26 protein-coding genes and 3 pseudogenes are annotated in these 26,896 nt (G+C 36.6%); 17 read left to right on the top strand and 12 right to left on the bottom strand.

Annotation, left to right across the window (positions count from 1 at the left end):
* The first annotated feature begins 5 nt into the window (after positions 1-5).
* Positions 6-1,376 (top strand): class-II fumarase/aspartase family protein, encoded by a 1,371-nt coding sequence (locus tag G6Q48_RS09810; RefSeq protein WP_102138740.1) that lies wholly within the window; start codon positions 6-8, stop codon positions 1,374-1,376.
* 70 nt (positions 1,377-1,446) lie between these two features.
* On the opposite strand, the gene ytfE is transcribed toward G6Q48_RS09810, so the two are convergent.
* Together ytfE and norV are read right to left on the bottom strand one after the other, a co-directional pair.
* Positions 1,447-2,109, bottom strand: coding sequence for an iron-sulfur cluster repair protein YtfE (ytfE, locus tag G6Q48_RS09805; RefSeq protein ID WP_102138741.1), 663 nt, complete (start codon positions 2,107-2,109; stop codon positions 1,447-1,449).
* Positions 2,110-2,168: 59 nt separating this feature from the next.
* Positions 2,169-3,365 (bottom strand): annotated as a pseudogene (norV, locus tag G6Q48_RS09800) (anaerobic nitric oxide reductase flavorubredoxin); the annotation flags it as partial.
* A gap of 180 nt (positions 3,366-3,545) precedes the next feature.
* On the opposite strand from norV, the gene norR reads away from it, so the two are divergent.
* Positions 3,546-5,060 carry a nitric oxide reductase transcriptional regulator NorR gene (norR, locus tag G6Q48_RS09795; RefSeq protein WP_102138742.1) on the top strand — a complete coding sequence of 505 codons (1,515 nt, stop codon included), beginning with the start codon at positions 3,546-3,548 and terminating at the stop codon, positions 5,058-5,060.
* A gap of 44 nt (positions 5,061-5,104) precedes the next feature.
* On the opposite strand, the gene G6Q48_RS09790 is transcribed toward norR, so the two are convergent.
* Entirely contained in the window at positions 5,105-6,928 is a 1,824-nt protein-coding gene (locus tag G6Q48_RS09790; protein WP_166266131.1) for an FUSC family protein, read from the bottom strand.
* 108 nt (positions 6,929-7,036) lie between these two features.
* On the opposite strand from G6Q48_RS09790, the gene G6Q48_RS09785 reads away from it, so the two are divergent.
* A complete protein-coding gene (locus G6Q48_RS09785) occupies positions 7,037-7,498 on the top strand; it encodes a MarR family winged helix-turn-helix transcriptional regulator (RefSeq protein WP_166266128.1) in 462 nt (153 codons plus the stop codon).
* 16 nt (positions 7,499-7,514) lie between these two features.
* On the opposite strand, the gene G6Q48_RS22785 is transcribed toward G6Q48_RS09785, so the two are convergent.
* The 9 genes from G6Q48_RS22785 to G6Q48_RS09740 form a co-directional block, all read right to left on the bottom strand.
* Positions 7,515-7,961, bottom strand: coding sequence for a YbaY family lipoprotein (locus G6Q48_RS22785; protein WP_102138745.1), 447 nt, complete (start codon positions 7,959-7,961; stop codon positions 7,515-7,517).
* Positions 7,962-7,987: 26 nt separating this feature from the next.
* Entirely contained in the window at positions 7,988-8,416 is a 429-nt protein-coding gene (locus tag G6Q48_RS09775) for a winged helix-turn-helix domain-containing protein (RefSeq protein ID WP_166266229.1), read from the bottom strand.
* 318 nt (positions 8,417-8,734) lie between these two features.
* Positions 8,735-9,214, bottom strand: a complete 480-nt coding sequence (locus G6Q48_RS09770; protein ID WP_102138746.1) for a hypothetical protein — start codon at positions 9,212-9,214, stop codon at positions 8,735-8,737.
* Positions 9,204-9,854 carry a hypothetical protein gene (locus G6Q48_RS09765; protein WP_166266125.1) on the bottom strand — a complete coding sequence of 217 codons (651 nt, stop codon included), beginning with the start codon at positions 9,852-9,854 and terminating at the stop codon, positions 9,204-9,206. The genes G6Q48_RS09770 and G6Q48_RS09765 overlap by 11 nt, the downstream gene beginning before the upstream one ends.
* Positions 9,826-10,383 carry a hypothetical protein gene (locus G6Q48_RS09760; protein WP_102138748.1) on the bottom strand — a complete coding sequence of 186 codons (558 nt, stop codon included), beginning with the start codon at positions 10,381-10,383 and terminating at the stop codon, positions 9,826-9,828. The genes G6Q48_RS09765 and G6Q48_RS09760 overlap by 29 nt, the downstream gene beginning before the upstream one ends.
* Positions 10,367-11,116, bottom strand: coding sequence for a type III secretion system inner membrane ring lipoprotein SctJ (gene sctJ, locus G6Q48_RS09755; RefSeq protein ID WP_166266122.1), 750 nt, complete (start codon positions 11,114-11,116; stop codon positions 10,367-10,369). The genes G6Q48_RS09760 and sctJ overlap by 17 nt, the downstream gene beginning before the upstream one ends.
* Before the next feature lie 3 nt (positions 11,117-11,119).
* Positions 11,120-11,416: a type III secretion system inner rod subunit SctI gene (gene sctI / locus G6Q48_RS09750; RefSeq protein ID WP_102138750.1), complete on the bottom strand. Its 297-nt coding sequence runs from the start codon at positions 11,414-11,416 to the stop codon at positions 11,120-11,122.
* Positions 11,417-11,468: 52 nt separating this feature from the next.
* A complete protein-coding gene (locus tag G6Q48_RS09745) occupies positions 11,469-11,774 on the bottom strand; it encodes an EscF/YscF/HrpA family type III secretion system needle major subunit (RefSeq protein WP_166266119.1) in 306 nt (101 codons plus the stop codon).
* A 49-nt stretch (positions 11,775-11,823) separates the two neighbouring features.
* The gene (locus G6Q48_RS09740; protein ID WP_166266116.1) at positions 11,824-13,032 is read right to left on the bottom strand and encodes a PrgH/EprH family type III secretion apparatus protein; all 1,209 of its coding nucleotides are present in this window, start codon (positions 13,030-13,032) and stop codon (positions 11,824-11,826) included.
* A gap of 225 nt (positions 13,033-13,257) precedes the next feature.
* Here G6Q48_RS09740 and G6Q48_RS09735 point away from each other — a divergent pair, with 225 nt between their 5' ends.
* The 14 genes and pseudogenes from G6Q48_RS09735 to sicA all read left to right on the top strand — a co-directional run bounded on the left by G6Q48_RS09735 (position 13,258) and on the right by sicA (position 26,890).
* A complete protein-coding gene (locus G6Q48_RS09735) occupies positions 13,258-14,037 on the top strand; it encodes a helix-turn-helix domain-containing protein (protein WP_166266113.1) in 780 nt (259 codons plus the stop codon).
* A complete protein-coding gene (sctC, locus tag G6Q48_RS09730; protein WP_166266110.1) occupies positions 14,027-15,730 on the top strand; it encodes a type III secretion system outer membrane ring subunit SctC in 1,704 nt (567 codons plus the stop codon). Before G6Q48_RS09735 ends, sctC begins: the two co-directional genes overlap by 11 nt.
* Positions 15,721-16,758 carry a type III secretion system gatekeeper subunit SctW gene (gene sctW / locus G6Q48_RS09725; RefSeq protein WP_166266107.1) on the top strand — a complete coding sequence of 346 codons (1,038 nt, stop codon included), beginning with the start codon at positions 15,721-15,723 and terminating at the stop codon, positions 16,756-16,758. Before sctC ends, sctW begins: the two co-directional genes overlap by 10 nt.
* 80 nt (positions 16,759-16,838) lie before the next feature.
* The gene (locus tag G6Q48_RS09720) at positions 16,839-18,905 is read left to right on the top strand and encodes an EscV/YscV/HrcV family type III secretion system export apparatus protein (protein ID WP_166266104.1); all 2,067 of its coding nucleotides are present in this window, start codon (positions 16,839-16,841) and stop codon (positions 18,903-18,905) included.
* Between the two features lie 97 nt (positions 18,906-19,002).
* Entirely contained in the window at positions 19,003-19,407 is a 405-nt protein-coding gene (locus G6Q48_RS09715; RefSeq protein WP_102138757.1) for a type III secretion system protein, read from the top strand.
* A 6-nt stretch (positions 19,408-19,413) separates the two neighbouring features.
* Positions 19,414-20,706: a type III secretion system ATPase SctN gene (gene sctN, locus G6Q48_RS09710; protein WP_102138758.1), complete on the top strand. Its 1,293-nt coding sequence runs from the start codon at positions 19,414-19,416 to the stop codon at positions 20,704-20,706.
* Positions 20,706-21,161, top strand: coding sequence for a hypothetical protein (locus G6Q48_RS09705; protein ID WP_102138759.1), 456 nt, complete (start codon positions 20,706-20,708; stop codon positions 21,159-21,161). The genes sctN and G6Q48_RS09705 overlap by 1 nt, the downstream gene beginning before the upstream one ends.
* Positions 21,133-22,482, top strand: coding sequence for a SpaN/EivJ family type III secretion system needle length determinant (locus tag G6Q48_RS09700; RefSeq protein WP_166266101.1), 1,350 nt, complete (start codon positions 21,133-21,135; stop codon positions 22,480-22,482). Before G6Q48_RS09705 ends, G6Q48_RS09700 begins: the two co-directional genes overlap by 29 nt.
* Positions 22,483-22,484: 2 nt before the next feature.
* Positions 22,485-23,417, top strand: coding sequence for a FliM/FliN family flagellar motor switch protein (locus G6Q48_RS09695; RefSeq protein WP_166266098.1), 933 nt, complete (start codon positions 22,485-22,487; stop codon positions 23,415-23,417).
* Positions 23,418-23,427: 10 nt separating this feature from the next.
* A pseudogene (locus tag G6Q48_RS09690) lies at positions 23,428-24,084 on the top strand (EscR/YscR/HrcR family type III secretion system export apparatus protein).
* A 13-nt stretch (positions 24,085-24,097) separates the two neighbouring features.
* Positions 24,098-24,370: a type III secretion system export apparatus subunit SctS gene (gene sctS, locus G6Q48_RS09685; protein ID WP_004262998.1), complete on the top strand. Its 273-nt coding sequence runs from the start codon at positions 24,098-24,100 to the stop codon at positions 24,368-24,370.
* Positions 24,367-25,161 (top strand): type III secretion system export apparatus subunit SctT, encoded by a 795-nt coding sequence (sctT, locus tag G6Q48_RS09680; protein ID WP_102138763.1) that lies wholly within the window; start codon positions 24,367-24,369, stop codon positions 25,159-25,161. The genes sctS and sctT overlap by 4 nt, the downstream gene beginning before the upstream one ends.
* A gap of 17 nt (positions 25,162-25,178) precedes the next feature.
* A pseudogene (locus tag G6Q48_RS23190) lies at positions 25,179-26,284 on the top strand (EscU/YscU/HrcU family type III secretion system export apparatus switch protein).
* A 111-nt stretch (positions 26,285-26,395) separates the two neighbouring features.
* Positions 26,396-26,890, top strand: coding sequence for a type III secretion system translocator chaperone SicA (gene sicA, locus G6Q48_RS09670; protein ID WP_102138765.1), 495 nt, complete (start codon positions 26,396-26,398; stop codon positions 26,888-26,890).
* The last annotated feature ends 6 nt before the right edge of the window (positions 26,891-26,896 follow it).

Genomic DNA, 26,896 nt, shown 5'->3' with positions numbered 1-26,896 from the left:
ACGAAATGAGAGCATTATACGATTCTAAAAGTAAAACTATTGATGACCGTGGAATTAAAAACTTATTGTCTGATGAGGCAAAATATTCTACTTGGTTAATGTTTGAATCCATGTTGGCTCAAGCTCAAGCGGAACTGGGATTTATTCCTCAATCAGCGGCAGATGAAATTAAAGAAAAGGCCGTAATCGAAAATATCGATTTTGAAGAAATGAGCCGTATTTACCAAAAAATAGGCCATGGCTTTGTACCTTTCTTGAAAGTTTTAGTGAATGCGTGTTCTGAAGAAAGCGGTAAATATATCCATTATGGAATTACCACGCAAAATATTCAGCAAAGTTCACAGCTCTATATGATGAAAACTGTACACCATAAATTTATGTTGTTACTGGGTGAAATCATCGAAAACTTAGCAGGTTTAGCCGAAAGAACTAAACATATGGTGATGCCGGGAAGAACTCATGGACGTCATGCCATCCCTATCACCTACGGCTATAAAGTTTCGGTGTGGATCAGCGATTTCATTGATTGCTATCAACGCATGAAAGAGTGTGAAAAACGCGTTTTCACTATCATGATGGGTGGTGCAGTTGGTGCATTTAACTCAATGCCTGGTGTTGGTATGGCAGTACAAAAACGTGTCGCTGAACTGGTTGGGATGGAAGCCATGGAAGTGCCATCCAGAAACTTGAGCACACATAAGCTTGAATATATGGCAAATTTAGCGTTGATGGCGAATATTTGTCATAAAATTGGTGAAGAAGTCTATAGCACAACGTTAGAAGAAATTGCAGAGGTCTCTGAAGGATTTACCAAAGGAACTGTGGGTAGTAGCACTATGCCCCATAAAATAAATCCAAAATTGGCTAAAGGAATTATTGCTAACTCGCAGAAATTATATTCCTTACCGAGTGTTGGTATGTATTCCGCTGTAAGGCCTTATGAAGGTGATAGCAGTTCTTATATGTTATTTGATGGGTTAATCGAAGAAGCTTTGGAATTGACCACGGAAATTTTATTAAGAACCGAGGAGCTTTCGAGGACGATTGTGCCACATGAAGAGAGAATGCTTCATAATGTATTGAGAAACAAAGGGTTAGATAATACCGAGTATGTCATGATGAAGATGGCGGAAAAATTGGGTAAAGATAAAGCGCATTCCCTCCTGTATGAAGAAGCCATTAAAACGGCTGCGGATGGGGAAGATTTCTATACTAATTTAACCAAAAACAGTGTGATATCAGCGGCATTCAGCCATGAAGAAATTAAGGCAATGCTTGACCCGAGATCTTATATCGGGCTATCCGTTGAAATTGCAGAAAAAGAAGCAAAACGTGGACTAACCACGGCACAAGAAATTAAACAACAGTACAAATAGGTATTTTTAGTATCTATTAAAAATGTTTAAAACAAGGGGCAGTCTATTATATAGATAGCCCCTTGTTTATTTATTTGCCAGCGAGTGCTCTTGGGAATAATAAATTATTTTCTAGGTTAATGTGATTCATCAAATCATCAATCAATTCATTGATACCATTATATAGTACACGCCAGGTGGTGCAGGCTTCTGGTGGCGGTGTAACATTATTGGTAATACCTTTAATTGCCTCTAATATATCACCTGCATCATCGTGTTCTTGTTCCATAACGCTGATTGGGCCGGCTGCGTTTTTGCCCATTCCGTTTTTTATCATAGGAAACAAAACACGTTCTTCTTTCATCATATGGCTAGTCAATTCTTCCAGTAATGCTTCTAAGTATTTTGATAGCCCTGTTGGTACGGTTGGTTTGTTTGCATGAACTCGTTCAACCTTTTGTGCTTGTAGAATAAGTTCAGGTAATTGCTCTCTGTGCCTATCATGATAACGAACAATAATGAAATCAATAATGTCACTGAGTGGCGCTTCTCGCCAATCTTTCTCTAAGGTTTCTGTTGATAACTCAAGTAATTGACTTTCTAGCTGGTCAATGTCTAAGTTTAATTTTTCTGCACTTCGGCTGAGTGTTTGTTTTCCACCGCAGCAGTAATCCATATTATATTGACGGAACAACGATGAGGCTCTAGGAATAGATAATGCGAGTTGCCCAAGTGTTTTATCTCTAAATTGCATATGAGTTATCCTCTAAAAAATCATAAAATTCTGACGCTTTTTTCTAAATAAATTTATGCAGATAGCGCCCATTGACGAGCAATATTGCGCCCATATTCACGGCAGTCATCCAATGTTTTTGAATCAGGCTTCCATTTTGCTTTTAAAGATAATGCGGTATCAAAACCGGCATCCATCAAACGTGTTTGAACACGGTCAACGGCGCCACCATTCCAACCAAAACTTCCGAAAGCAGCGGCTTTTTTATTTAAAAAACGTAAGCCTGTAATTTCTTCAAGCATACCTGCTATTTTGGGCATCATGACATTATTCATGGTTGAGGTACCGACCAAAGCCGCTTTGGAGCGAAAAACATGAGTAATAATGTCGTTTTTATCACTGCGTGCAACGTTAAATATTTTAACTGCGACATTAGGGTCGGCTTCATTGATGCCTTGAGCGATCGCATCTGCCATTAAACGGGTATTATTTGACATGGTATCGTAGAAAATAGTGATGCGATCTTCTTGGTAATCTGCTGCCCATTTCAAATACAATTCAATGATTTGATTTGGATTATCACGCCATACAACTCCGTGAGATGTCGCTATCATATCGACGGGTAGGTTAAAGCCTAAAATTTCATTTATTTTTGGAGTTACTAAGCGGCTAAATGGGGTAAGAATATTCGCGTAATATCGTTGGCATTGTTCGAATAACTCATTTTGGTCGACTTCATCATTAAATAATCGCTCATCACAATAGTGCTGCCCGAAAGCATCATTACTGAAAAGTACTGCATCTTCAGTAAGATAAGTCATCATGCTATCAGGCCAATGTAGCATTGGCGTTTCAATGAAGATCAATTGCTTATTATTACCTATATCGAGTGTATCCCCTGTTTTAACGATCTTGAAATTCCATTCAGGATGGTGGTGGTGACCATTAATTGAGTCAATGGCATTGGCGGTGCAATAGATTGGGGTATTCGGAATAAAGCGCATTAATTCAGTTAATGCGCCAGCGTGATCTTCTTCAGCATGGTTAATAACGATGTAGTCAATATCACTTAAATCAATCTGTGAGCGTAAATTTTCAACAAACTCACGGCTAAATTTATGATCGACAGTATCAATGAGGACATTTTTTTCTTCACGGATTAAATAGCTATTATAGCTACTTCCCTTTAACGTTTTATATTCTGTTCCATGAAAATCACGTACTTCCCAATCACGTTGCCCCACCCAATGAATGTTATTTTTTACATGAATCGCCATATTAATTTTGTCCTGTATTTTTTAAAGTATAAGAAGACATAATCAATATTCATGCCAATATTTAATATATTGATTTTTAATTAAATTAAAATAAATCATTATAATCTATGGTCATAATGACTATGTTAATCATGGTCATTAAGACTATAATTGTTGTCAAATTGACTATGAGGAATGGGCATGGGCTTTTCTGTTGAGGCACTAGCAAAGATTGCAATAGAATTACAAGATGGTATGGGGCATTCAGATCGTTTTCAGCGTTTGATTACCACGCTAAGGCAATCATTGGGGTGCGATGCTTGTGCGTTATTACGCTATGAATCAGGCCAATTTATTCCTTTAGCAATAGACGGATTAATGGCTGATGTTTTAGGTCGCCGCTTCTCTTTGGCGGGGCACCCCCGGCTAGAGGCCATTGCAAGAGCCGGTGATGTTGTGCGTTTTCCCGCTGATAGCCAGCTCCCTGACCCATATGATGGGTTAATTCCTCATCATCAGCACCTAAAAGTTCATGCTTGTGTCGGCTTACCCTTATATGCGGGGCAAAATCTTATCGGCGCATTAACATTAGATGGCATGGAGCCTGATCAATTTGATGCATTTAGTGATGAGTCACTTAGATTAATTGCCGCATTAGCCGCAGGTGCATTAAATAATGCATTGCTTATTGAACAGCTTGAAAACCAAAATATATTGCCGAATAACCCCGTACTATTTAAACCTTCAGGAGAAACTGAAATTATTGGTTTATCTCTTCGTATGCAGCAATTAAAAAAGGAAATTGATATTGTTGCAGCGTCAGAATTAAATGTTCTGGTTGGCGGGGAAACGGGAACAGGAAAAGAGTTAGTTGTTAAATCTATCCATGAGAAATCCCTTCGAGCGGCTCACCCTCTTATTTATTTAAACTGCGCGGCATTACCTGAAAGTGTGGCGGAAAGTGAATTATTTGGCCATGTTAAAGGTGCTTTCACTGGGGCAATTAGCCACCGTAGTGGTAAATTTGAAATGGCGGATAATGGTACCTTATTTTTAGATGAAATCGGTGAGCTCTCATTAGCGTTACAGGCAAAATTACTGCGAGTATTGCAATATGGTGATATTCAACGAGTCGGTGATGACCGTAGTTTACGTGTTAATGTCCGTGTGTTAGCGGCAACTAACCGTGATCTACGCGAAGAAGTGTTAGAAGGTCGGTTTAGGGCCGATTTATTTCATCGTTTAAGCGTATTTCCTCTATTTGTTCCTCCATTAAAGGAGCGCGGAGACGATATTATTTTATTAGCGGGGTATTTTTGTGAGCAATATCGTCAGCGTTTTAGTTTATCCCGTGTGGTACTGAATTCATCATTACAACGGTACTTACTCAACTATTCATGGCCAGGCAATGTGCGTGAATTGGAGCATGCGATTCATCGTGCCATTGTTCTTGCTCGTGCTTCAAGTGATACGGGTGAAATTATCTTACAGCCTCAATATTTTATTTTTGATGATAATGAACATGAATTAACGGAAGCGTCACAAAAAGCCGTATCGCTAACTAAAAACTTACGTGAAGCAACGGATGACTTTCAGCGTACGCTTATTACACAGGTACTGGAAAAAAGCCACCATAATTGGTCTGCGTGTGCCAGAGAATTATCTTTAGATATTGCTAACTTACATCGACTAGCTAAACGGTTAGGTCTGAAATAAAACATTAATACCTGTTTTATCAGGAGTACTCATGAATACTTATCTTATTGGCAATGTTTCTTTTCCATATAGAGTTTTACATATTTCTTAAGCTGTTCAAGTTCCTTATTATTATTTTCGTTACGCTGTAAATGCCGAAATAATATAGAGATTTTCTTTAAATCAACGTGGTTTTGTTGAATACGTTTTTCAAGCGCAATAAGGGCTCTTTTCTTTGATGCGTGGTGTGCAAATTGCTTGTGCAAAATAAGTAGATACAACCAAATACTTTGTCGAGTTATAAAAAAATCAAATATAGGCGAGTGAGGGAGATTTGTTTTTTTTGCTAGCAATAATCCACTAAATAAACGGTGCATAAATTGCGTTGTGGAAGGTTTATTTCCTTGAATTAAAGCCGTTACCCCTAATTTAAATTGCTGCTCAGATAGATAAATTAATTGCTGGTAACGTTTGGTTGGGTTGGTTGGATAAATCCACGCGAAAGCAGCCATTGCAACTAATGGGCCTGAAACTATTGCAATGGCATTACCTATACTTTGAGGGAGTGACAGAGAAAAAGGATAGCTTGGTTGGAGTAAAATTAAAGAAACCATAATATAGTCAAAAGCAATTAAAATTAGGCGGTTATAGGAAAAAATAACAACACCGCTAATAATCACTGGAACAATGAAAAAGGTCATCTGCCATGATGAAGAGGCAAAAGGCCATAAGTACCATGTACAGATTAACGCAGCAATAGCACCAAACAATTGGCCTGTGAAAATATTTTTCATGAATTTAGCGGGGTAATCGAGGGAGGCGAATAGAGCCAACATTACCGAAAGACCGAGAGTAAGATAAGCCAATACTTGCCACTGCGTCCATAGCCATAACAAGCCAACTACAGCGATAGCCATAAAAGAACGAGAGAAGGCATGCCACGCTGAAATTTTATCTTGATGGAGTTTTAATTTGTCGGTTTTATTTATCTTCTTGATTGATTTACCAAAAGTAGCATAGTAAAGCGGGACTAACAGCATTTTAAGTACCCCATTAGGGCACAATGACAAAATGTGTTTCCATTGAGTATCTGTTGGCTCTTGCGCAGGAAAATAGAAAGGAGCAATAGGTTGGTATTTATCTAAGTGTAATAATATTTGGCTCTGAAACATGAGTTTTTGACGCGCTTTAGCGACTTGTTTACGATGATAACGCCAACCAATACGGTGAGTTTCTAAAATTTCTTCATAGCTTGCCATGGTTTGCCAAAGGTGGTCGATCTCGTGTTGCTTAATTGGGCGCTTTTTCTCGAGTGAGTCATGTAATATTTGGAAGAAGAGCGTATTGGTTTGATTTTTAAGAGTAATGACATTATCTTGCTCACGCTTAGGCGTAAAAAGAAAATTGAAAATCACGGCTGAGAGAACGCCAACCAAAATCGTCCATAGCCGATCCCAAGCGACCATAAATAAATTGTCAGTAATGTGAACGCTCAACATACTCACCATCACAGCGGAGTAACCCGCTAGAAAAGTGCCATAAGCGACAAAGCCCTTTTGTAATTGGCCAATACCACTGCAAATACCTAACCAACTCGCGAGCCCTATAATAAATAGTAATGGGTGAATAAGGTGAAGTTGAATCAAAACGACGCCGGCAAGTACACCAAAGACCGTTCCTGCAAAACGCCACCAACTTTTTTCCAGTAAATTTTCACGCCAAGGTTGGGCAGAAGCCCAGACAGTCATGGCTGCCCATTGAGGATGAACCAACTCTAAGTATTGCGCGATAAACAACGCGGCAATTGATGCACAAGCAGTAATAGCAGCAAAGCGAAAGCGTGCTGGGTTAAATCCCAAGAAATTCAGTAAACTTATTATTTGTGACATAGAATATGAGTGAATTTGGCGTGTTAAAAAGGTATTTAGTTGATAAAATCAACTAAAGTCAGTGTGATTATTCACTAATTGGTTGATAAAATCAACTAAAGAGGCGTTATGCGTACAGAACAGGCTCGAGTATTTGGGGTGATTAGCCGGGCAGCTCACCATTATATGAAATGGATGGGAGAGCCTTACGGTATCAATGCAATTGAGTGTTTGATGATTTTACATATTCATCAAAATGATGCATCAACCCTAGAGCAAATCACCAAAGCGATGGTTGTGGATAAATCAGTAACAACTCGAGGTGTGAGCAAATTTTTAGCTAAGGAGTGGGTTGCTAAAACGAATAGCTTAGTCGATAAACGGGTTTATCATGTTTCGTTGACCCCCCTCGGCAGAACGATTGTGAATGAGCTAAATTGTAAACTAGATAAGTGGAATGATTATTTATCAGCAGACTTGCCAGAGCTGGAGGCTGAGCAGTTATTTAACGCATTAGACAGTTTGGCAAAGCGAGCCATTGAAAGCTCAGTGGCAGATTTTCCGCGTTTATTAGAAGAACCAACTGAGTGAGGTTGAGTAACCAACGTTATGGCTGAATCGTGGATACAGGAAGTAATACTACTTCAGATAAATTCTCAGGTATGGGGCTGAGTTTATTACTCATCATGATTAATTCACCATCTTTTTCAATTCGTGCACTCATTCCTAAGGTATATCGTTTGGATTGAAATTCTTCAGGAAGAGTGACTGTAAATGCGATACTACGTCCTGTGCTTTGTGTTTTGAAACTGTAATCCAGATTAGACTTTGCACTGTTTTCATTTTGTTGTATTGAGGTCAATGACAGCGTAACTATAGCATTTTCAGGAATATCGTAAGAGTGTGAATAAATATTACCACTGATATGGTAAGTGGGGGTATGAGTAAAGTAATTCATTAAAGTATTACTGCAAGCAGATAGCATGAAGGTCATAAAAATTATGAATAATGAAAAAAAATGTTTTTTTGATAGAACGGAGTTAATATTTAACATTAAAATTTCTCTTTAGCAAAATTTAATTATAGTGATGAACGAATAAACATTTTTTGAAGGAAATATCGTATATAGGAATAAATATTTTTTTTTGTGTCATATTTAGAGAGTATCGGCATTTCTGATTTTTCTCCGGTGTATAAAATACCAATACGAGGTAAAGTCATAATTAAATTTTCATCAAGGTCGACTTTTTTAAAGGATTGTCGCAGTTGCCTGACAAGCTTGTAATAACTACTTTCAGTCACGATCGTGCCTCTTTTTTCCCAGATTTCATACATGACTTCTCTTTTGCTATTTGTTTTTATTAATAATAATTTAAGTAGGCATGATTCATTTTCGGAAAGGTTAACGACATTTTTTTCACGAGAGAGAGTTCGTTTCAGTGGGTCATATACGACATTCCCAGATAAGAGGATCATTGATTCCTTTTCATTATAGTCAATATTATTCATAAAATTTTGTACTGTTGATAAATCGGTCATAATTTATATCTATCCTGATTATCGATGAAATATATGTCAATACAAAAAGCGAAGCTGGATAAGATATTTAAAAAATAAAATCGTTTTTTGATATTGGACTCATATGTTTTGATGAGGTGAATTTAAACTATATTCGGAGGTTGTATATATCAATTTTTATTTGTATTTTTTATATTTTCTTATTTTTACCAAATAAATAGGCTTAGAATATTAATAAAATACACTAAACCTATAAATATTAGTCGAGGGATAATAAATGTAAGATGAGAATGGTAGGGGAGCTGATTATCAGATTAGTAATTCGTCTTCCTCATCATCATTCCCTTCTAAACTAATATTAGTCATATTATGACGAATTTGGTTGTTAAGAGGAATACTCATCAAACTGATAGACATATAATGGTTGAGTGAGCGCTTAAATTTTTTATTCAGTGAGGAGAGTTCAGGATCACTTGATGACTGTAATGTTTGGCTAACACCCGCAATAAAGTTTTGTTTTTCATCTTTACCCAATGTAATCATAGTCTTAAATACATGAGAAAAAAATATTTTGTCATCCCCTTTTGATTTAAGCTCATCAATAAATTTGTTAATTTTATTTATTTCTTTAGGGGATAGATCTATTTTTTCACTGGATTGATACGTGTTTTGGCGTTCCATGTTTTTTCCTTGCCATAATGAATTCATTTTACTTTGAGTATTCTCAGGATGAATTTGAGATTCATTGTGTTGAGGAGTGATAACCTTAGCTTGTAGATCAGTCAGCATCTTTGTGTTCTTCCTGTATTGAATTTATTGTTGCTACCAAGTTTTGATAGGCCTTTCTATGCATTTTTAAAATGTTGCATTGTGTTGGAACAGAAAATACATGAGGAATAATATTTTTAGAGGCAGTAATAGGGGAGAAATAGGTAATTTTATTATCAACCTCTAAGGCAATTGTGTTATCAGCAGTGGTTGAAATTTTCATATCAGAACCACTTTTGGCAATACGAGCTTGCATTTTTGCAGGTAGGTGTAATGTAGTATTGGCTATTTTTGCGTATTGCTTTTTAAAATAAGCTGCAACCGCCTCTTGTAGATGGTTATCACCAAAAATATCATTCAATATTTTCATCAGCTGCTCTTTGCTTTGACTAGTATTTTCTTGGTACTTAATTTCACTGGTCTCTATCGCATTAATAAAATCCGTTAATAATTGTTTGATACCGTCGTTATAGCCTTGTTGATAAGCCGTCTGGTAGAGCGCTTCTTGCTGTTGTTCTGCTTGTTGGTAATGTTCACTTGCCTTTTTTTGAGCATATTGAGTGATAGTTTTGTGGTATCTATCGGCACTCAATGCTTGGTATTTGATCAAGACTTTCTCAGACATCGTCTGTTTAACATTTGGGGGTGTTTTCTCTGACATATCGACATGTTTCTTCAATAGTATTCCAAGGTAGCATCGTTTTTACCGATGAAGGTATAAGTTGCTGAGTTTCAAGGCTAAACATATATTTAGCTCGAAGAGTGTAAGCGGCGCCAAAGGGGGCTAAACACATCAATAATTGTTGTGCTCCAAGGGCCGTTAATACCTGTGGTGAAGTCGTGGGTTGATTTTCTGACTGCCAAAGTGGGCGACTTAATCGTGTATGTAATACACGGTATTTGGAAAGTTCAACCCACCAAGGGAGAGGTTCGGCGTGTAACAGAACCCCTAAGCCTAACGCCACCTCCGGTAGTAAAGCCCAATGTTCAGATAATATTTTGGGTAATAAGGGGGTTTTCTCATTGGGTAAAGGCAATGAGTATTGCAGAATCAATTGCTGGTTATGTTTACGTTGCAGTAAAGGAGGAAAGTCGTTATATCCGACCCCATTAAATTCGCTATGGAAATAGCAGCCTGGGGCGAGGAAAATGTTTCCTTGTGCAATGAGTAGGTTATTCAGCGCTGTCATCAGCAGGTTTCTCCACTAGATTAGTTGCCGGTTTTTTGTTACTTAGCTGGCGCCACAGTAATAGTAAAATAGTCAACAGAATGATAATCGCAGCGATAATTGAGCTGATTATGATTGGATTAAAAGTATATTCCGGTTCTGATTTAATTTGATATTGCAATGGTGGCCGGTTGACGACGACAACGGAGACATTATCGTAATTTGCTTCAGCAAAACTGTTTGTTAGAAACAGTTTAATTTTATGCATCATCATCTGAGGATCTTCACTTCCAGAATAGGTAACCAAGCTAGATACATTTTGTATTTGCTTGGTCGGATTATTACCATTCAATGGATAACTGACATGAACTCGAGCATTAATAATATCGGGAATGGTGAGCAGTGATTGCTCAAGGCGTTGTTCAATTAAAGAAAGTAAACGAGTACGTTCTGCTTGTGGCGATGCCACCAAAGAATCACCGGGGAATGCTTGAATGATTTCTATTGGTTCTTTTGATGGTAAGTTATATTGGCGCAGTAAATCTACTGCAATAACAAAATCACTAGGTTGAACGCGAATGGAATCCCCACTTTTATTATCTTGTTTACGCGTAGCCTCAACACCATGCTCTTGTAGTATGGCTAATACTTCGTTACTTTGTCGTTGGCTTAACTGACTGAGTAATAACTGGTTATCACAACCTACTAAGAAGCTAATAAACCCAATCAAGATAAATTTCTTTAAAATATTCATGGTTTATTGGGCTTTTAAGACTGTATCAATCGCAGAGACACTTTTATGCGTCAGTGTACTAATCATGTTCATCGTCAGGCTGTAATTACCGACACGATTTTGAAATTGTAGTAATTCGGCAGGGTTACTTGGGTCAATATTATTTACACTCTCAGTTAATGCTTTTTTTTCTTGGCTGGCGGTTGCGGTGTATTCAGCAAATAGCTTTTTGACTTTGTCTTCAATCGGAAGAGATGATGGGAGAACGGATGTTGTTTCTGTTGGGGTGGTAAGCAGTAAATGTGGTGTAATAGCTAACATAAATTATTTCCTAAATAAAACAGAGCATTATATTAAATAATGCTCTTAAAAATTAAACGTTACGAATAATGGCTTGGTCAGTATCTTTAATTGATTTCATAAAGTTACTCTGTAATTGGCGTGCCATATTATAGTTACCACTCATGGCGGTGATTTTTGCCAATACTAATGGGTTATCGACTTCTAAACTTGTCGAGGAAAGGATTGTGTTCAATTCATCTCCGAACTGTTTAGCTTTATCACTAATACTCGCTGAGGTACGATAGATCATACCCAAGCCATTTTTATCTTTTCCTTCGATTTCTAAATTGGAGCTTGCCCAACGGCCATTATCTAAGCCTGGAATTATATCTGCCATTTTGTTTCCTCTTTATCTGTAAAGTTATACTAATTAATATTTTGTTAAGTTAAAAACTGATTGAATTTAAAAACCAATGATTGTTTCCTAGTAAAATATAACCATTGGCATTGGTGACAAATGATTTTCCCACAAGAGTATTATTTGCAAGGGAAATGGAGAATTGGATATGGTTTTCTCCCCATTGTTTATAAAATGAATTCGTAAAGTTAATCAGCGAGGCAGTTTGGTTGTCATCTAAACTGTCTTTTATTATAAAGATAACTTTATTATCTTTAGTAATTTTACGCCATTGAACATTACTTTCTGTTAATCCCAACTCTGCTTTTTGTAATAATTCACCAAAAATAACCTGTTTTATTTCACTTTTAATGTAGCAGTGGAAGTAGCTAGATAATAGTTTGTCTATTTTCTCCTCTGTATCAGTTGATATATTATTAGCTATAGTGGTTATTTTAGGGTTGCAGGGATTGCTAAGATCTATTTTTAATGTGTCTGGAAATACTTCAATGATTTTGTTTTCAATTTCTTTTTCGAGTTTATTTATTATTTTAATTGAGAATTTTTCATTGTATTTAGCTTTGACTAGGCGTTGCATACTCCAATCAGCATCTCTTTGTGTTTTGACTACAATGAGGCTTTCGTTATTTACACTTTGAGTTACAGTAATAGGATAATGGCTACCTTGAAGTATGTATTCTAATGCTTTTACTTTTTTCTCAGCACTTTGGGTAGGAATATATTGGAAAGTAACGTAAGCAATAAATATTGAAAATAAAGTAAAGAAAAAGACCAACATCGTTTGTTTATTAAAAAAACTTTGTTTTTCCTTGGTCGATTTTTTTATTTTAGATTCGATGATAGGTAATGGATCTTTCACTTCCGAGATTAATACGTCTTCAAGCGTTTGGGGGCTTTGCCAATCGGTATCTTGCATTTTTATTGCAATAGGAAATATATCAGCCAAAAGTAATTGCTGAAGAATGATAGGGATTTCAGTACTTAACCCATTATCATTTAGCCGAATTGCCATACCACTTTCAGTATGTTGATTCGCTGTAATAATTGAAAATTCACAAGCAATACCATCGCTAGGGATTTGGTAAGTTGTAAATCCATCATCATTGATGTCAGTTTTGTATTCTAAGCCGTCACCAATGATAATAAGATTGTTATCTGTATTAACCATTAATTCTTGGCCAGTCATAGGGCCACTAGCAATCTTTATTATGCATGTTTGGCTATTTGTATCACTCATAAAAATAATCTCATGGAATTAATTTCATTCTAGTTATGGATTTATTGGGTCGTTATTGGCCGCAAGTAAAACAAGAAATATTTATTTTGTCAGTTGAATTGTTCTTATTCATTCACACCTTTAATTTGAAATGAAAAGTATGAAGGATTCCAGAGTATTCCCTTGAGGTATTCTTATTTATCGCTCATTCTGTGTACACAAAATTACGTTAATAAGGCCTATATAATGTTAAACAAAGATATTGCTACATTATTAGAAAGTAGAGGCTGTTGCTTTTCTTTGCAGGATAAATTGGTCTTGGCTATACCCAATAAGAATGCAACGCCTTTTTTTTATAAATCTCTATATTCAAATTTAAATATTTCAATCGAAAATCAGTCTATATTTATCTGCCAAGAGAATGAGTGGGAGTCAATAGATAAATCACATTGGTATGTGTACAAAATGGATTTGTCAGAATTAGTTGAAATTTTAGCAATTATTGACACAGCGACAGGGCAAGCATTTCTCTCTAAAAAAGAGAAACTAAAAACGGATGAAAGTTGCCAAAACGAATTTATTGTATTACCTGAAGATTTTTCATTAAATATCTCGATTAAAAATATAGTTATTGATTTGATTATTAGAAATCATCCTGTATTTGATAATTGGTGTGAAATATTAAGACGATATGAAGCCTATGGCATGATGCGATTTCTTCTTACTTCTGCTCAAGATGACAAGAATGCCAATATTAATCAGTTATGTGTGCGTTATGGTATATCAGCCTCTTATTTTAGGCAGCTTTATCGAGAAAACTTTAATAAAACGGCAAAGCGAAAAATTATGAGTGTTCGTATGGCTAATGCAATTCTACAGCTAATAGAAAGTGATGACTCAATATTAGATGTAGGGCTGGAAGCTGGTTATTGCTCAGCATCTCATTTTACTAATGATATTAAAAAAGAGTTAGGTCTAACTCCATCAGAAATTAGGCACATTGGAGCAACATTATATGAGCAGTAAAAAAAATCGAGTGTTAGGGTTAACACTCTTTTTACTGAGTATGAATTACTATTCGGCACAAGCAGAAGTTATTGTGGCTGAGCCAGTCACGCAGTCAAGAAATCACGATACATTTGTCGCAAATAACATTGCGGTAGGTAAGGTGTTTGATGCAGTCGCTGAGCGTTTAAATAAACCGATTATTCTTAGTAAATTAGCTTCTCAAAAAAAAGTAACGGGTAATTTTAATTTGGCTAATGCAGATGAAATGTTTAAAGCGTTAGCTCGGAGAATTGCGCTAGTGTGGTATGACGATGGTGCTAGTATCTATGTCTACGATAATAGCGAAATGCGTAGCGCGATTATTCCAACGAATAATGTTAGCAGCAATCAGCTGCTTAATTATATTCAACGAAACGGCATTTATGACTCACGTTTTCCTGTACGTTCACAAGAAGGAGAAAGGTTATTATTTGTTTCTGGACCACCTCTGTATATTGAATTAATTAAAGCGGCTTCTTTATACCTTGCGGAACAAATTAGGAAAGAGGAATTGTCTAGTGGTGAAGTTGCGGTTATTCCACTAAAGCACGCCTCCGTAACTGATAGAAGTTATTCATTACGTGGACAAAATATTACGATCCCCGGCTTGCTGAATGTGATTAATAACTTATTTAAAAATGGGGCCGCAATTGATGAAACGTTAACTATCCAGCCTCCATCGGTAGCTATTAACTCAACAGGCGATTCAATTGATGAATTGATGGACGCGCCAATTGGTGACTCACTACCTTCTGCGAATAAGTCCCAGTTGGTAACGAAAAGGTCCACTAATAGTGCATTTTCTCTGGTGGCACATCCTGACAGTAATAGTTTGATTGTTAAAGGAAGCCAAGAACAAATTCGTTATGTTCGACAGCTGGTGAATACATTGGATATGCGTCGCCGCCAAGTGGAGCTGTCATTATGGATTATTGATATTACGCGATCTGAATTAGATAATTTAGGTGTGAATTGGGAAGTTGGCACATTTAATACGGGAACGGGGTCAGTATCATTTAATCGCAGTACATTATCGAACAGCCAGCAATTCCTATTACAGATTGATGCATTAAATAAGACAGGTAACGGACACATTGTTTCTCGTCCAGTGCTATTAACCCAAGAAAATATTCCCGCTTTATTTGATAACAACACCAGTTTTTACGCCAAATTACAAGGTGAACGCATTGCGACTCTTGAACAAGTCACTTATGGCACCATGGTGAGTGTGATGCCACGTATTTCTGCGGGTAATAACGTTGAAATGGAAGTCAATATTGAAGATGGCGCAGAAAATCGCGACAGCATGGGTAAAACATCCAGCGTAGAAGGGTTACCTGCCGTTAATCGAACTAGCATTAACACAGTTGCGCGTATTGCGAAAGACAGTAGTTTGCTTATTGGCGGTTATACACGTGAACAATATGTTGAAAATGAAAGCAAAATTCCTTTTTTAAGCGATCTTCCTTATGTGGGAGGATTATTTACCCATTCATCAACTAATCAGCAGAAGATGGTTCGTTTATTTCTAATCCAACCGCGTTTATTGGATGAAAATGAAGGATGGGATGGGCGACAATTTTCCGAAAAGACGCGGATCAGCAACCATGATAGTCAGCTGCACGGTACTGTTCAATTCCTTCAACAATACATGAGTGAGTCATGGCAATAACCCCACTGAGTTTTAATAACCGTTTTTCAGTTAATACTCAAAACAAAAGTCGTACACCAGTGAGTAGTAATGATGACTCTGATGAAGTAGCTCGTGGTGCGGGTGTTATTGATAGCTCTAGTGAATATGCATCAATGTCGATGTTGGCTGCAAGCCATGTGCGTCGAGGAAGTTCTAAAAAGGGCAGTGAAGAAGAGTGGATGCAATTTTCTGAACGCATCTTAGATAAAGATGCGGATGACAAAGTATTGCATATAGAAGGGTTACTTAATAAACAGTTAATGACCCCAAAACAGTTACGAGCATTTTTACTACAATTTTTTACTGACCCGAGTGACCTGTTAATGCTTCTTGCCGCATTAATCAATCGGAAAAAATTAAAAAAAGAACAAATTGATAACCTTGAAGCTTTAGTGGAATTACTACAGGCAGAAGACACTAAACGGAGTGCTCAAGCTGGTATTAATATTGCGTTAATCGCAAAAGCATTTGCTAAGAAATTTAAGTTAAGTTCTGGTGATTTACGTACGGTATATCGTGAATTTATCAGTTATGACGGGCCGGTTGTTTATTTATATGAACAATGGGTAGAAGAAATGGATATCCAAGAGCGTGAAAATATAATGCGTTACCTTGGTCGTGCCCTTGCTTGTGATTTACAAACGTTACCTTTGGGTGATTTAAATATTAGTGCATTTAGTGTTTTTTTTAATCGCATAGGCCGATTACGAGAACTGCAATCATTAGATTATGTGTTCTGCCAGCAATTCTTTCAATCCGGCTTTTTTCGGCTCAATGAAAACTCAAATAAATCAAAACTTGCAAAAGAGCTGAGTCAATTATTTACCCATGGTATTCGTAGCCAAGTTGGTTTTGAAACAGCAGTCATAACTTTTATTTCTGAGGAGCTAAAAGTCATGACTTCAGATATGCGCGGCAGATTTTTACAACTCTTATTGCTGGCTTTTACAGTTATTCCTACGACTGTATTTAGGTCAATGGAAGCAAGAGAGCAATGTATCGAATAATTAAAAATACTCATGGACCAAATTATGGTGCAAGAGCAAATACTACACCGACAGCCATAGTGCGACAGGAAAATTACTCCATGAAAAATATAACCGGATTTTTATTACAAGTCCGTAATCGTCCAGAGCTAATGGTATTAATCATCATGGTTATGGTTATTGCGATGTTGATTATTCCATTACCCACAATATTGGTCGATTTATTGATCGGCTTAAATATTATGATCTCAGTACTGATTTTTATGAGTTCTTTTTATATCACTCGGATCCTAAATTTTCAGTCGTTTCCATCTATTTTACTTATTAGTACGCTATTTCGACTTGCTTTATCAATTAGTACTAGCCGCTTAATTTTATTAGAAGCCGATGCTGGGGATATTATCGCAACGTTTGGTGAATTTGTTATTCAAGATAATTTAGTCGTTGGTATGGTGGTATTTGCGATTGTCACCATTGTACAGTTCATTGTTATTACTAAAGGGTCTGAACGTATTGCTGAAGTCGCTGCACGCTTTTCCCTTGATGCAATGCCTGGAAAGCAAATGAGTATTGATGCCGACCTACGGGCGGGTATGATTGATGAGGCGGGAGTTAAAGAGAAGCGAGGCGATCTCGAAAAAGAGAGCCAGCTATTTGGTTCTTTCGATGGTGCGATGAAATTCATTAAAGGGGATGCGATCGCGGGTATTATCATCATTTTTGTTAATTTAATTGGTGGGATATCTGTTGGTACAGCTCAGCAGGGAATGGATGTTTCAACTGCTCTGAATACTTTTTCGTTGTTAACGATTGGTGATGGTTTAGTCGCACAAATACCTGCACTACTTATTTCTATCAGTGCGGGTTTTATTGTCACTCGAGTGGGGGGTAATGATAAGAACTTAGGTGAAAATATTGTTTCGGAGCTATTTGCGAATGACTTTACGATTTTAATTACAGCACTTATTGTACTTTCCATGGGGTTTTTACCAGGTTTCCCAACCATTATATTTTTACTGTTATCAGGGCTTCTTATTGGGTTATTTGCTTTCAGATATTTTAAAAAGCAAAAAGATAAGCAAAAAACAGTTAAGGGTGAAGCTGAAATCATTAATCCAGATGTGACGGAAGGTGAAACTCAAAGAGAAAATAGTGATATTGAAGATGAATATATTCCAGAAACATTACCAATTATTATTTCGGTTAATCAAAAATATAAACAACATTTAGAGCAAAATAAATTTCTATCCAGAATGAAAAAAGATATTTTTATTCGTTATGGATATAGGATACCGGATATTGCTGTTAATTACTCACCAATAATCCCTGAAAATAAAATAGTGATACTAATTAATGAAATCAAAGCAGGAGAATATGATATCTATTTTCATGGATATCGTTTATTGACTATCAATGATGAACCTGAATATCTTGGTATGACATTGACAAAGTTTACGGATGAATATGGCTCAGTGAGCACGTGGTTTGAACAAAAAGACCTCACGAATATTGAACAGCTCGGTTTAATGGCTCGTGATGACGTAACAGAGGCTATTGATTGTGTCAGTACCTTGCTGTTGAGATTTATTAATGAATTTTTTGGTATTCAAGAAACGAAAAATTTACTTGATGACCTTGAGAGAAAATACCCTGAATTACTAAAAGAGTGTTATCGCCATGCTACGGTACAAAAAGTCACCGAAGTTTTTCAACGCTTATTAATGGAAAAAATATCAGTTCGTAATATGAAATTGATTATTGAAACCTTAGTGCAGTGGGTACCAAAAGAAAAAGATAGTTTGATGTTAGTCGAACATGTAAGAAGTTCAATGGCGCGTTATATTTCATCTCGTTTTTCTGTAGATGGGCGATTGAATGTCCTCATGATTAACTCACAGCTAGAAGACACGATACGTCAAGGGATCAGGCAGGCTTCAGGTGGCATGTATTTACATCTTGAGCCTGAAAAAACCAATGAGTTGATACAAGCTGCGGAACTCGCTTTAGAAAACAGTTACCTATCAGTCAGAGATGTAAATATTTTAGTGCCTGTTGACATTCGTCGTTTTGTCAAAAAAATCTTAGAAGGTCGTTTTCCTGAGTTAGAAGTACTTTCTTTTAATGAAGTTTCTGAGATGGTCAAGGTCAATGTGGTTAAAACCATATAATCAAAAAATTGACGTTATTAACAAATAAAGCAACTGAATTCAATATAACTAAAGATATTGAATAATTAAAATATATTAAAAATATAAGGATCACCCAATGAAATATAGATTTATAGAAATGCTTAATGAATTTTTAAACACTATGGGACGTAGCGACCTAGTTAACTCTCAGTTAGATTGTCATTCTAACATTCAGTTTGAAATGAATGGTTTTGCTGAAATTAATATTGACCTATCTACAGACGATATTATTATTTGGTGTAGTTTAGGAAACTGTAACTATAGCCATTTAGATGCAACTAGCTCCTTCTTATTAAAATCATTATTAGAATACCCACCAAATAATTTTTATCCAGGCCAACCTGCATTGAACATTGTGAATGATGCTTATGTTCTTTCTGCGGTTTTAAAAGAATCAGCCTTAAATAATATACAATTATTTGCAGATAGTTTTGAAGAATTCTTTGAGCGTGCAAATGAGCTTAGTGCTCAGCTATCGTAATCCATTATGAAGTTATTCGATTTCTGCGCGCATCCTGCGCGCATTCATGGATGCCTAATTGAAGCGCCTTTACAGGGTGTTTTTATCGGTGAAATTTGTTTTATTGAGCGTTCTCTTACGCAGCCCGATATTATTGCGAGAGCGCAGGTTGTTGGTTTTAAAGAGGGGCTCACAGTACTGAGTTTAATCGGTCGCGCACAAGGTTTAACGCGAGAAGTGGTTATTCGTCCGAGCGGTTACCCATTCGTATTTGAAGTGGGTGAACATTTAGCGGGTAAAATTTTTAATGCGGCAGGAGAGCAGGTTGGTGCGTTGTGTGAAGACATTTCTGAGCCAATGTTGCTGAATACAAAATTACTACGCATTGATAGTCCGCCTGTGAGCGTGACACAGAGACGACCTGTTTCTGAGCCGATGGTCACAGGGGTACGTGCGATTGATAGCCTACTGACATGTGGCTTAGGCCAGCGTATTGGTATTTTTGCCGCCGCAGGTAGCGGTAAAACCTCATTAATGAACATGATCATCAACCATGCTCATGCAGATATCCATGTCGTTGCTTTAATTGGTGAGCGAGGTAGGGAAGTTATTGAATTTATTGAAGAGTTAAAGGAGTCACCCCATGCAGGACAGACAATTTTAATTTATGCAACTTCAGACAGCCCACCGATTGAGCGATGTAATGCCGCGTTGCTTGCGACTACGATTGCTGAATATTTTCGTGATAGCGGCCGTAATGTATTGTTATACGTCGATTCAATGACTCGATATGCGCGAGCGTTGCGTGACGTGGCTTTGGCTACCGGAGAACTACCCGCTAGGCGTGGTTATCCTGCGTCTGTTTTTGAACAGCTTCCTATGTTATTGGAGCGACCAGGGCAACTAAAGCATGGCTCGATTACTGCTTTTTATACGGTGTTATTAGAAAGCGAAGAAGAAGCTGACCCGATAGGTGATGAAATTCGCTCAATTCTGGATGGTCATATTTATTTGAGCCACAAATTGGCAGGACGTGGGCATTATCCTGCGATTGATATCTTACACAGTATTAGCCGCGTATTCCAAAAGGTGACGACTCCAGAGCATCGCCGGTGTGCAATTGATTTGCGTGACATGATCTCAAGGCTTGAACAAATTCAGCTTTATCTTGAGCTAGGGGAATATCAACGTGGTGAAAGCCATGAAAATGACCGAGCTTTAGATAAAAAAGAGCAAATTGAAGGCTTCTTAAAACAAGCCATGGATGAGCCGATGAATTTCGACAACATGTTAAGTATTCTCAATGAATTGGCATCTTAATGATCTCTAATTTATTGGTTTTAACTGAGCGACGTTTTGACCGGACATTACAAGAACAATCGCAATTAAATTCAATAATAAAGCAACAGCAACAACAATGTATGGATATTCGCCAGCGTATTTCAGTTTTGGCTATACAGGCCGCATCTTATGAAAAATCAGAAGAATTAAGTCGAGCCGCTTTTTGGGAAAGGCAGCGATTGAAGGCGGTGGTTTTAGCGGAAATTGCCCAATTTGAATTTCAAATAGAAACCCTATCAGTCGAAATATCAAAAAATAAAATATTGCAGTCTGAAATTGCTAAACGTGTTTTTATTTTACGTAATAAGTGCGAGAAATTCCGAAATTATCTCAAGCAACAACGTATAGCAAGAAGGTTAAAATCAGAGCTTCAGCAACAAAATGAAATTGAGGAATTATTCGTACATGTCAGTAACAAAAGCGAGCTCATATGAAAATACACATCGTGTGGTGGCCGAAGAAAATGGCATATCATCAATATATAGCACCACTGAATTTAGCCATAACAACATAGCTAAAAAAATGACAAAAGCAGTGAACGACAAAAATATGTTGGCGCTCTTCGAACATAAAAAGAAGAATCAGCAAAAGGATGTATCTCCGTTCTTAACTGTAGCCCCTCCTTCTATGCAACAAACATCGCAATTAAGTAATTTAGCTAAGGGGATTATTACATATAAAGAGAGCACATATATTGATGAAGGCATCCAGACAGCAGGTCAAAATAAAGAATTCAACACTAAAGGAGTTGAGTCACTAATCAGTCACTATGTATTTACGGAGGATAATAGTGAAAATATTAGTCACATTACTAGCACACCTGCCGTTGATCTTATCGATATATTAAATAAATCAGACATTGATAATAACCTGTCGGTGACGTCGACTATTCCAGTTGAACAAAATATTGTCGATGAAGATGAGACTCCGTTATTTAACACTATGATGGTTGCCTTTCCATTACAGGACATTCAGCAGCGAGAAAAGGGGAAGGCTAACGACCATTCAGGTCAATACGGAAAAAGTAAATTTCAATTAAGTGATGAGATCCAGCTCAATATGGAAAATTCGTTGGCGGAGTTAGCATCTAAGAGTGCTTTAGAGCCAACATCAAAAGAGTTAAAACCGCAGATTAAAACCGGGCAAGAGCATATTAAACATGCAATTGAACCTGCTAGCCATCCTCATATTGACGAACAGCCTTTTACAGAAAATAAGCTAGTTATACAGCCAGTTGCATCATCGGAAACCTCTTCTTCATATGATAAGAAACGGGTTTCATTACCTGAAAACGCGACAAATAACTTCTCTGACACAACGCAAGATACGATGGTTTCTCCACAAACTACATCTGTAGAAGAGATGGAGTCGCCTACCAATTTTATGGCAACGGTTTTTAATGGGGCGATGTCCTCGTCTGAGCCAGTACAAGCTACACAGCCGAAGCAAGAGGTGCACCGAATACCAGAGCTGATAGAAAATAATCCACTTTTAGGCGAAAGCAAACAGCTGAAAGCGGTATCCCGTAGTCTCACTTACACCTTTAACCAGTGGCAAAGTAGCCCATCAGTGACATTTGAATTAGCATCTAAAGGGGAGTTCGTTGCCTCGACAGCGAGTCAAGAAGTTCAATTGGCATTGAATGAAAATAAGCATTTATTGAACCATGAAACTAGTGTGCATATTCAACGTGAAGATGAGCGCCAGCAGCATCGAAACCGACAGCAGCATGACCAACCGCAAGAAGAAGATTAATTATGTTGAAGATTCGACGGATCAGCTCTCAAGAAAAACAACTTAAAATTTGGCAGCAATGTTACCCAGTTAATGTACAAATAAAACAAGCTAACCGCAGTATTCGTTATTTCCAACTATCGCTAGTAAGTGAAACACAAAAAATAAATGCATTAGTTGCTGTTGAAAGTTGGTGTCAATATCGTTGGCCTAAATTGGTTCATTATGCATGGAATTCATTATCAACAAATCAGTTATGTGAACTGTTTGCTTCTGAATATATTGGAATGACATTTTTCTCCCAGTATTTCCGTTGTGAATCTGTCGAGATAGTTGATGATATACGCATCAACTATCAGCCTTGGTTAATTGCGAAAGAAGCGAATCTTGGAGAAGTATTATTAGCAGAGCCAATTGAAGGGCTCGAAAAAAAGCAGCGAACCAATCAGATATTTGGTCATTTAAAACTGCAAGCTGATTGGATATTAGGATATAGCTATATCAGCGCCAAACTTTTACAAACCATAGAATTACGTGATGTGTTGAGTATCCAACAATTACAGTTAAATATGTCTGTTACAGGGCAGGTACTAGCACAATTTCAAAAGCAAGAAGAAGGACTATTTATGATTGAAGAATTGATGGCACCAGAAGATGAAGAAGAGTTAGTATTTTCTGAAGAAGATGGAGTGCAAGAAATTGTACGTCCCTTTAATGTAAAAGAAATGAATATCAAATTAACCTTTGTTTTAGGCCATAGTGATATTACTGTCGATGAGCTTTCAAAAATGGAGCCTGGTTATATTTATTCTATTGGTGAGAATAAAGAGCGTGAAGTTAAAGTCTATGCTAATAAACAACTGATTGCGGAAGGCGAGCTTATTTATATTGGCAATAGTGATGAGTTAGGTTTAGAAATCACGCATATTGTAAGCTTGGGAGATAAAAGAGTTTAATATGCCAACAATACCAGATGGAATTCCATTATTAGCGATTATCGCATTCTCTACATTACTACCATTTATTATTGCTGCGGGAACCTGTTATTTAAAAATATCTATTGTATTAATTATGGTTCGTAATGCAATGGGGGTCCAACAAGTTCCTTCTACCATGGTTTTAAATGGCATTGCATTGCTGCTTTCTATTTTCGTCATGATGCCAGTATTACAGGATGTGAATAATCATATGCGACAAGAGCATGTTGATTTTAGTAATGCCGAGTCAATCGATAATTTTGTTGATAATGGATTGGGGGGATACAAAGCTTATTTGAAAAAATATTCAGATCCGCAGTTAGTAACATTTTTTGAATCAATACAACAAGGTCGAAGTGAAGAGGATGTGACTGCTGATGAAGGCGAAGCTACACTGTTTTCTTTATTACCTGCTTATGCATTAAGTGAGATTAAATCAGCCTTTGAAATTGGTTTTTATATTTATTTACCTTTTGTGGTGGTTGATTGAGTTATTTCCAGTATTCTATTGGCACTTGGTATGATGATGATGAGTCCAGTGACAATTTCTATTCCAGTTAAATTAATTTTATTTGTTGCAATTGATGGTTGGTCACTAATTTCTAAAGGGTTAGTGATGCAGTACATTGAATTAGCGCAGCACTAAAGCGAATAATATTATGGATCAAATTGTTTATTTAAGTAATAAAACGATGTTATTAATCGTTATATTATCTGCAATACCCGTAATAGTGGCGACTGCGGTGGGGTTATTGGTAGGGTTGCTGCAAACCGTCACACAACTTCAAGAGCAAACCTTACCTTTTGGTATAAAATTATTAGCTGTTTTTGGTTCGCTATTTATGATCTCAGGTTGGTTATCCGATAAGGTAATGAATTTTGCATTAGAAACCTTAAGTGCAGCGATCCCCGCTATTGGGCTATTCGGATGAACCAAGAAATACTATCGCTGATGTCCTCACTCTATTTTGTCTTTCAAGAGGGGTTGATAAAAATAGCGTTAGCTTGGTTAAGAATTGCACCGGTGATGTTTTTATTGCCTTTCTTAAGTAATAAACTACTCAATGGTGGAATTATTAAAAACTGCGTAGTGGCTTATATTGCGTTAGGTTTATGGCCCTTTTTTTCTTCTTATGAAATACAATGGGATGAAATTAACTTCGTTGATGTATTTATTTATGAAATTTCGATTGGACTCGTATTAGCTTTGATATTAGCTTTGCCTTTTATGATAGCCAATGTGATTGGCGAGTTAATCGATACACAGCGGGGTGAAACTATTAGTAGTATTGTTGATCCGGCAAGTGGTTCAGAAGCATCAGAGCTGGCGGTCTTATTGAGTCATATCACTTGTATGGTATTTTTAGCTCAGGGAGGAATGTATCAACTCGCTAATATATTCGCACAAAGCTATCAGTTATTACCCTTTGCTCATGGATTTACTTCATTTAATAGCCTCCCTTTAGGGGAGTGGTTAAATAAGATGGTAGTTAATGGCGTTGTTTTGACTGCACCAATATTAGTGACATTATTTATTACAGAGGTTGCTTTAGGGTTATATTCGCGTTTTTGCCCTCAATTAAATGCGTTTTCGTTATCTTTGGCAATAAAATCAATCATCGCATTTTGTGTGTTTTTACTTTATTTTCATAATGAAGTCCCTGACATATTAGTGAATATGATTTCAATTTCACCGCTACGAGATGTATTTATTTCCTCTTAATTGCTACGAGTATAAATATGGCTGAAAAAACAGAAAAGCCTACCGATAAAAAAATTAGAGATTCAGCTAAAAAAGGGCAAAGTTTTAAGAGCAAAGATAGTGTTGCGGCAATTGTATTAGTAGTAAGTGCATTCGTTATTGATGGCATCTCTAGTTTATATGAACTGGGTGGGTTAATGCGTAAAATATTTTTATCTCCAACGGAAATAAAAATTGATGCATTACTTTGGCAATTTTTCACAATATTTTTAAGTATTGTTTTACCCGTTCTATTTGTTTGTTTTTTATCTGGTACGATAATTTCTTTATTGCAAAGTCGATTTAGATTGGCTAGCGAAGCAATAAAAATTGATTTTACCAAATTAAACCCAATTTCAGGTTTAAAAAAATATTTTCATTAAACTCATTGAAAGAATCAATTAAGGCTATTCTGTATTTGATTGTCTTTATTGTGTCAACACTTGTCTTTTTTATTGTTTGGCGGAAAGATATTTTTATGCTCTACCGAACTATGATAAATGGGGTTATTAGTCAATGGGTTGACCTGTGTGTAACATTTATTGTGGTTTTTCTTGCGGTTGCCCTAATAATTATATTAGTTGACGCAATAGCTGAGTTCTTTTTGTATATTAAGAATTTAAAAATGGAGAAGCAAGAAGTAAAAAAAGAATATAAAGATAATGAGGGAGATCCTCATATAAAAAGTGCGCGTCGAGGAATGCATCAAGAATTACTGTCGGAAGAGGTTAAATCAAATGTCCGTAATTCAACATTTGTAATGGCAAATCCAACGCATATTGCATTACTTATCTATTATGACTCCAGTATTGCACCATTACCTTTTTTATTTTCTAAAAGTAAAGGCCTGCAAGCAAAAGCAATTATTAAATACGCAAAGCAACAAGGTGTTCCAGTTATTAGAGATATAGTCCTAGCAAGGCAAATATGGCGGTCATATAAGAATGACAGCTTTATCGATGAAAAAGGTTTAGAGGATGTTATGCAAATAATATCATGGTTGATGCGTATAGAATTAGTAAAAATGGGCATCGATATTGATAAAGCGTTGGAACAAATGGCTGAAAATGAGATGGATTCACAAAACAATAGCACTCTTAATTAATAATTTATTTATTACTTAAATCGTTTTTTTAAAGAAAGAACTAAATGGGTTAATTATGATGCAAGCATAAAGTGTGCGTTATGTATTGCATATCAACAATAAGGTAAATATATGAATAATACGGAAACAGAGTGTTTTCAAAGCGCTGACATGGAAGGGTTACTTGATAATATCACGTCTGCATTAATGGATGGGGCGACTTATAAAGATATTCACGGGATCCCACAGAGCACAATGGATGGCATTTATTCCTATGCATACGAATTCTATCAGCAAGGTAAATTAAAAGAAGCAGAAACTTTTTTTAGATTTTTAAGTATTTATGATTTCTATAATACAGACTATGTGATGGGGCTGGCGGCTGTCTATCAATTAACGAAGCGATATGACAAAGCAACTGAATTATATGCTCTCGCATTTGTATTGGCGAAAAATGATTACCGCCCACTTTTTCATGCAGGGCAATGTAATTTAATGATGAAAAAAAGTAGTGCGGCAATTCATTGTTTTGAGAGCGTTGTAAAAAGTAGTACCGATGTTGATTTACAAAATAAATCTCAAGCTTATTTAACCGCATTGGAAAAGAAACTAGAAAAACAAGTTTAGAAAATA

It is taken from the genome of Providencia sp. M-27 (assembly GCF_011077905.1).
Lineage (GTDB): Bacteria > Pseudomonadota > Gammaproteobacteria > Enterobacterales > Enterobacteriaceae > Providencia > Providencia huaxiensis.
This window is presented reverse-complemented; position numbering and strand designations above follow the sequence as displayed.